Consider the following 7,597-nt stretch of genomic DNA (forward strand, 5'->3'; position numbering starts at 1 on the left):
TTAGGAGTATCAAAGTAGTGGTAGTTTAACGGGACTGGCAAGCTTTTGGGCAAGCAACACACCTAAGCTATTGCTTGCTTTGGGTAGTGCCACAGTTTCTCAAAGCAAGCAAAGTCAACGGGTTGGGAAAATTATAGATAAGAGCACCAGTCACTCCAACTCCCAGCATAAAGCTTGCCAGTATTAATTCCTGCCAATGCCAGGGAGAAGAGATTTACACAAGCGGTTACACCAGAACCACAATAAACCTGAATTTCTTGTTTGTTCTCCAGCTCAGTCCAGCGCTCTTGTTGGGATGCTAATGGTTGCAAATAACCATTGGTGTCCGTCACACCATGCCAAGGGTAGTTGAGTGCACCAGGAATGTGACCGGCAACAGGGTCAATCGGTTCTCGTTTACCTAAATAGCGATCGCTTTCCCTAGAATCTACCAAAGCCACCTCTGGCAAATCTTTACGTACTTTCACAGTATTAATATCCACCACCCAATCAGAGCGCAACTGTTCTACAAATATTCCTGGTTTTGTGGTAGGCTCTTGATCAGATACTGGATACCCTTGGGAATGCCATCGGGTCCAACCCCCATCCAGCAACGCCACTTGGTCGTGTCCCAAGTAGCGCAGCAGCCACCACAAGCGGGCTGCAAAAGCAGAACGGGAATCATCATAGGCAATCACTAGGGTTTTTCGGAAATTCACACCAATCCCTGCTAATTTCTGGGCTAACTTCCCAGGTTCAGGCAAAGGATGACGCCCACCATGACGCTCTACTGGTCTCGAAAGGTCTTTATTCAAATCGAGATAGTGAGCGCCAGGGATATGGCTAACGTTATACTGTTCATAGCCCAGGTTTGGATCAGATAGAGCAAAACGGCAATCGACAATTACGATGTGGGGATCATCAAGATGATCACTCAGATACTGACCAGAAACTATAAAAGCTTGTTCCGTCATGTGACATCACGGATTATAAATTTTAGTATTGATTTAGAACGAATAAGCTTTAGCGATATCAAGTGAGTCCAAGGATTTACGCTCCTAGGACTCTCTTCAAACAAAACAAATTAACGTTTGCTTGTTTGGTTGAGATATTAAGTTGGTAGTGCTTGGTTTAGAGGGATAAAAACCCCCAGCCATCCGCTGTCAGATTTTCATCCCTATTTATCCCGCTTTTGGCGGCGGCGATCGCGCCACTCAGCAGCAGTTAGATATATGATTCCTCCGCTTACCACCACTAATAATCCAGCGGCAGCAAAGAATAACATAGTGATTACGGGATTTTCCACGATACTGTTAAAATCCGTTACGACCCCAGACAACCATTGAGATTGACCAAGTAAACAAAACCAGTACAGAAACCCAGCCTAGTGTCAGAATATCCATAGCAATATATAAAAAAATTACTCAATAACTCCAAATCTTATAATAATTCAATTTGACACCGCCACCTCCTGCAGAAGTGGAATTCGTTTGGGAATTATCTGGTTATAGGGTTAGCCCCCCCGTCTTTGACCAAAGCTGATTATCCATAGTCTGGCTAGGTTTCAGGTCAAGAGTATTTGACCTGGACAGGGGATAGTGTGACAGTTACTAAACTGTCCACAGATTGCTTCAAGAAAACTTGTGATCATCACCTGATCCTTAGATTCAAGTTTATGGACAATCTTGTAGTTATTGTGTATTATATATGTAATATAAAAGAAAGATAATTTATTGTTATGCCTTACGAAAAACTAGACATCTCCACCCCAAAACCTGTGCTGTCTTGGGCGAATCACTCCCTAGCTGCTCAGGAAACCCAAATGGCGAAAAATGTGGCGTCTCTGCCATTTGTGTTTAAGCACGTCGCATTAATGCCAGACGTTCACCTAGGTAAAGGCTCATTAGTTGGCTCTGTAATTGCCACCAAAGATGCCATCCTGCCAGCAGCTGTCGGGGTAGATATTGGTTGTTTTACAGGTGATACCCTCGTTCCCTTGGTTGATGGCAAATCTTACACCCTCGAAGCACTAGCCAGCAGTCAGCGAGAAATTATTGTCTACTCCTGCACACAAACCGGAAAAATTGTCGCAGCTAAGGCTACAGCCAAATTAACCCGCCGTAACCAACTACTGTTAAAGGTCGTTCTCGACAACTCACAAGAAATTAAATGTACTCTCGATCATCGATTCATGCTCAGGGATGGCAGTTACCTCGAAGCCCGTGACCTCAAACCAGGGACATCCTTGATGCCTTTCTACTCCCAAACCGATAAAGATGGTTACACCTTAATCCAGCAACCCTATTCTGGAAGATGGCAAAAGGCAGATGGGATTATCTCTTCCTCTGATATCCCTGCCTCTGATATCCCTGCCTCTGATATCCCTGCCTCTGAATGGTTAGAATCTCAATTGTTAGGAACAGTAGCATCTTTTCGAGGTTACAGAACAGTCATTGATCACCATATTGATCACCATAACCTTGCTCCTGCCGAGCATCCAAGCTCAAATCTGGTAGGGGGGGCAAATCACAAAGTCGTCAATATCTTACCACTTCAGGAAAGACAGGATGTCTACTGCCTAACCGTGCCAGAGTATCACAACTTTGCCTTGACCGCTGGTGTGTTTGTTCACAACTGTGGCATGTCTGCCATCAAAACCCCTTTTGTGGCAGAGCAATTGGAGGGCAAGCTCAAGAAGATTCGCTTGGAGATTGAAGCAGCTATTCCCGTTGGCTTTAATGAAAACAAAGATATCGAAAAACCAGTAGTAAACTGGCAAGGCTGGCGTGACTTTAAGGAGCTTCATCCAGGTGTGCAACGGCTAGATGGAAAATCCATGAAACAGCTGGGTTCCCTTGGTGGTGGCAATCATTTCATTGAATTGTGTCTTGATACCGAAAACCAAGTGTGGCTGATGCTACACTCCGGTTCACGGCATATTGGTAATCAGCTAGCTAAGTGCCACATTAATACCGCTAAAGAATTAGCAAAGCTAGCACATACTAAGCTTCCTGACCGAGATTTAGCATACTTTGTCGCAGGAACCCCTGAATTTTCTGCCTACTGGCGGGATTTGCAATGGGCGCAAAACTATGCCCGTTACAATCGTGATATCATGATGGCTCGCTTCAAGCGAATTGTTGAGAAACATCTGGCTGGTGGTAAGTCCTTCAAGCCCTTGTTGTCAGTTAACTGCCATCACAACTATGCCGAGAAAGAAATGCATTTCTCCGAAGAGGTTTATGTCACTCGAAAAGGAGCAGTGCGAGCTCGTACCGATGACTATGGTATCATCCCTGGTTCCATGGGGGCAAAATCTTTCATTGTTAAAGGTAAAGGCAATCATGACAGCTACTGCAGCTGTGCTCATGGTGCTGGTCGTTTAATGTCTCGCACCAAAGCCAAGAAGCAGTTCACCATTGATGATTTAGTTGAGCAAACTAAAGGTGTTGAGTGCCGTAAAGATAAGGACGTTATCGATGAAATCCCAGGTGCTTATAAGCCAATTGATCAAGTGATGGCTAATCAGTCAGATCTAGTTGAGGTAGTGGCAACGCTGAAACAGGTTGTTTGTGTTAAGGGTTGAAAACTTTCAAAACTGAATCGAATCATTAAACTGTGAACCATTACGTAAAAGGCAACAGAGACATAAACGTTTCTGTTGCCTTTTTCCTGTTGTAATATCCAAAAAAAAACAGATATCTAGAGACATCAGCAATTGTAGTTAAAGTTTATTACGCAATTCAACACATTTGTAATCCTACACCATTAAAGGTGACTATTACCTTAGGATTTAGAGCGGGATTTTATGGTGAGAATCACCAAATCTACCTCTCGGTCAACCCTTAAGTGAATCTGATAGTTTTTTTGTTCCGTGATTAATAAACTTTTCTGGTTTTCACTAAGTTCTTTCAACCCATAGTTAATCCAAGCCATACCATTTTCCCATTCCGGTGATACTACCCTAATGAATAATCCTAAAAGTAAAGCAGCTTGGCTTTCATGAGAGTATTTATAGGGAATTTTAGTGGCGATCGAGGCTTGAGTTATATTGTTAACATTTCCCAGAATATTAATTAATACTGTACCTCCCGTATTGTTGCCTATCAAATTAATTTGATTATGAATAGTTTCTCCCTGGTTAAAGGTAAAACCAATGGCCTCAAAACCAGGCTTAATTTTGTCTATACCTATACCTATACCTAGTCCAGTTTCTTCATATTCAGTTATAATAGGAAGCATGAGTTGATTAATCATTGAGGCTTTATCTACTAGTTGTTCAGAACTAGTTTTAGCAACACTTGATAATGACTTTTTTTTCTCTGACGTGTCTTTGAACCAACTCATTATTGATTCGATTGGATTAACAATAATTTTTGATGAATCCGTTAAGGAAAAATTGTTGTTTTCCCTTAACATGCTGATTACTCCTACGATAATTACTAGAGAAGGTAACAGGCAAAAAGTAATAATTAACGATTGTCCATTGACCCAATTTTTAGAATACTGTTCTTTAGTCATTTCCTGCCAATCTCAAAGTCGCCAAGGGTGGATATTTGATTATGAATATATCTAGGGGTAAAAACGATTATGGAAGCGTTACCCCACTTAAACTTAAACCTAATTTAACGCCTATATCTAAGGTCAGATAGAGATAGTTATTGGGGTAGATATCATCGTTAAATGATAATAGGTAATTGCCAATTTATAATTGAGTATCATACTATTGCTGCTGTTAAACAACACTTGTATATTGCAATTACCTATAACCTATGACCTATGACCTATGACCTATGACCTATTAACAAACACTTATCTCTATCTACATGCATAGAAAATTAGTATTTAGTTGAGATGTTCTTGGAGTTAATCACGGAGTTTAATCGCACATTGTGAAAAACTTGGGAAGGCTAACCACAGTATTGTATAGTAATTATTTTACCAAATGTGAAATTTTGGTGAAAAACACTTGGTGAAGAACACTTTGAGGTGCGACCCAAGGCCGCAAGCAATCCCTCGCGGCCTTGGAGGCGCACACCTTAAGTGTCTTGCTATACAAAACGAATGGCAAGCACTCACCTTCGGTATCACCGGAGTTGTGAAAACTTAACGTTTAAAAAAGTAAGGTAAAAACTTTAACGAGTAAAGTTTAAGTTAAACGGGACTACTGACAGAACCTTTCTTTTCTCCTGACCTCAGCGATGCAGCGCCTTCACGCGGGGGTTTCCCCCATGAGCGACTGCATCAAGACAGGGAAAAGATGAGGGGTTACACCCTCCATATTAACAAATTTAACAGATTCCCGTAAATCCCTGTCTTTTTGTTTACATGTCTTACGGATGCGTTTCGGGAAAAGTTTAGCAAGTCGGGGTAGTTGATCAGAAAATTTTTTACCCTATTGACCCACTGATACCACGTTGCTTTCTTGCCATGGTACTTCCTTTGATTGATAGGGGAGATAGGGAGGATGGGAAAGATGGGAAAATGAGGAGAATTGGACAGGAGAATGGGCAACAGGAAGACTATTTCTTTTTTCGCTTTGCCAACAGTGGCAAGGCAGACAGTATACCTAGGAAACTGAGTGCTAGGAAAAATGGTAAGCGATCGCCTCCTTGCAAAGCTGCCCCCCCAGTGACTCCCAGCCAAGTATAAGCGAGGGTACCAGGAATAATCCCAAAGAAAGTGCCAAGGGTATACTCTCCCGAGCTAATCGGGGTTAGACCAAACAAGAAATTCACTACATTAAACGGAGAAATGGGGGCAAAGCGTACTGCTAAGACAAACATCAGGGGTGTCTGCATCACTGCTTGATTGAAGCTGACCAATGCTTTATGATGCCTGAACTTGTATTCAACCCAATCTCGCAATAGGTAACGCGCTACCCAAAATGCTCCCAATGCGCCTAAGGTTGCTCCGATCACAGACCAGAAGGTACCCCAAACTAAACCAAACACTGTACCACCAGCGATAGTCAGTACTGTGCCAGGAATTCCTAAAACCGTTGCCAGAGCATAAACCAGGATAAATAAACAGATTGCCCAATGGCCTAATCCTTGCAACTGTTGCACTAGGAACCTCTGGTTAAATAAGGCTCTGACAGGAGTCGAGTAACACAATAGGACCAAAATAAATAGCGCGATCGCTAACCAAAGGCTTCGTCTTTTGAGTAATCTGTTCAATCTCATCAATCTTCTACCTTAATCACCTTAAATTCTTAGGACTTAGGGTCAGGACTTAGGCAAAACTCGACTTTTATTCGCTTTTATATTCGCCCTGATGGTCTAGGGTCTGTTATTAACACACCCGACAAATAGAGTTATTGCCTAAGTCTTGATTGTTTCCAAAGTAGGGGAGTGGTAGATAGCACCGCTAATACAACTAGTGCTCCGATCAGTTGCCAGGGGGGACTACCGCTGATAGCTTCCAGACCACTGCGACCTAACCAAGCATAGGCAAAGGTAGCCGGGATAATTCCCACTGCGGTGGCTATCACATAAGTGGGTAGAGGAATTGGTGTTAAGCCAAACAAATAGTTAACCGCATTGAATGGAAAAATTGGTGCCAGGCGAATGGAGAGCACAAACCAAAAACCATTTTTCTCAATTCCCTCACTGAGTTGCTCCAAACGAGAGTCCTGAAACTTATCTTTAACCCAATCACCAGCAACAAAGCGAGCAATCATAAACGCAGCCGTTGCTCCCAAAGTAGCACCAATCACAGTCCACAAAGTCCCGAGCATTAGTCCAAACAGAGCACCAGCCGAAAAGGTTAAAATCGCATCAGGAACAGCTAGTACTGTGGCAACAATATAAATCAAAATGTACCCCAGTGGTCCAAAAATACCCATGCTTTCCTGAAGCCATCTCAGATTTTCCAGCTTCAGCCAAGACCCAACCGGCGTAAATAGCAAAATTAAGGCAGCTGTCACTAGAACTATTGCCCCAATCCCTAACCTTAGTCCTAGCTGTATCTTGGACTGGGGCAGATTTTGAGATGTCGAGGATGAAACTTTCATGAGCTGGTTAAAAAGTAATTGGTGATTTTTAAATAGAGTTATTTTTCAATAGCATTAGTTTTATACTTAAAAACTAATTAGGAATCGAATTATATCACATCCTCTATCAATAGTTACTATATTTAGTAACATTAAAGCTATTATTAACGTCTCACTTTTATAAGTTTTAGAGAGGGTTAATCGTCATTTTTAACTGCTCATTCATTTCTAGATATTTTCAGGATACATGAATCTATTAAATCCTAGGTTAATGAGTTTTCACTGAGAATAGCCTTAATCAATAAGTAGCTAGTTTAGGAAATCAGGGAATCAGTGTAAATCATACAGATAGAACTTATGCAAAAGTGCAAAAGTCCCTGATAGCAAGTTGCTTTCTGGTGATGTTACTTGCTGAGCACAAGCTCATCCCCCTGATCCTCATAAGGGTAGGTTTTTTACTTTGACCTCAGGTGTGGGGTATTGGGTGTGGGGTGACCGGGTGTGGGGGTACAGACAAGCGATGCAGTGGCCTCACGGGGGTTTCCCCCACTCGCGCTTGGGATCAAGACAATGATGATTTTTAGCGATGCTAATGGTGCGACCCGTGGCGAATTTAATTCGACG

At 42.2% G+C, this 7,597-nt stretch carries 6 protein-coding genes and 1 pseudogene; 2 read left to right on the top strand and 5 right to left on the bottom strand.

Going from position 1 to position 7,597, the window contains the following annotated elements:
• Positions 1 to 131 precede the first annotated feature (131 nt).
• Both F6K46_RS28845 and petN read right to left on the bottom strand, forming a co-directional pair.
• The gene (locus F6K46_RS28845) at positions 132 to 953 is read right to left on the bottom strand and encodes a sulfurtransferase (protein WP_293057366.1); all 822 of its coding nucleotides are present in this window, start codon (positions 951 to 953) and stop codon (positions 132 to 134) included.
• 339 nt (positions 954 to 1,292) lie between these two features.
• Positions 1,293 to 1,382, bottom strand: a complete 90-nt coding sequence (gene petN, locus F6K46_RS28850) for a cytochrome b6-f complex subunit PetN (RefSeq protein WP_010871354.1) — start codon at positions 1,380 to 1,382, stop codon at positions 1,293 to 1,295.
• A gap of 335 nt (positions 1,383 to 1,717) precedes the next feature.
• Between petN and F6K46_RS40340 the strand changes: the two are divergent.
• Both F6K46_RS40340 and F6K46_RS28855 read left to right on the top strand, forming a co-directional pair.
• Positions 1,718 to 1,951, top strand: a pseudogene (locus F6K46_RS40340) (RtcB family protein); the annotation flags it as partial.
• On the top strand, positions 1,943 to 3,565 hold the full coding sequence (locus F6K46_RS28855) for an RtcB family protein (protein WP_366510706.1): 1,623 nt from the start codon (positions 1,943 to 1,945) through the stop codon (positions 3,563 to 3,565). The pseudogene F6K46_RS40340 and the gene F6K46_RS28855, both read left to right, overlap by 9 nt.
• 200 nt (positions 3,566 to 3,765) lie before the next feature.
• Here F6K46_RS28855 and F6K46_RS28860 read toward each other — a convergent pair whose 3' ends face one another.
• From F6K46_RS28860 to F6K46_RS28870, 3 genes are all read right to left on the bottom strand, one after another.
• A complete protein-coding gene (locus F6K46_RS28860; protein WP_293057380.1) occupies positions 3,766 to 4,500 on the bottom strand; it encodes a hypothetical protein in 735 nt (244 codons plus the stop codon).
• Between the two features lie 1,001 nt (positions 4,501 to 5,501).
• On the bottom strand, positions 5,502 to 6,164 hold the full coding sequence (locus tag F6K46_RS28865) for a TVP38/TMEM64 family protein (RefSeq protein WP_293057383.1): 663 nt from the start codon (positions 6,162 to 6,164) through the stop codon (positions 5,502 to 5,504).
• Between the two features lie 131 nt (positions 6,165 to 6,295).
• Positions 6,296 to 6,994: a TVP38/TMEM64 family protein gene (locus tag F6K46_RS28870; RefSeq protein WP_293057386.1), complete on the bottom strand. Its 699-nt coding sequence runs from the start codon at positions 6,992 to 6,994 to the stop codon at positions 6,296 to 6,298.
• Between the last annotated feature and the right edge of the window lie 603 nt (positions 6,995 to 7,597).

The sequence above is a fragment of the Moorena sp. SIO3E8 genome (genome assembly GCF_010692445.1).
In the GTDB taxonomy this organism is placed as follows: domain Bacteria; phylum Cyanobacteriota; class Cyanobacteriia; order Cyanobacteriales; family Coleofasciculaceae; genus Moorena; species Moorena bouillonii.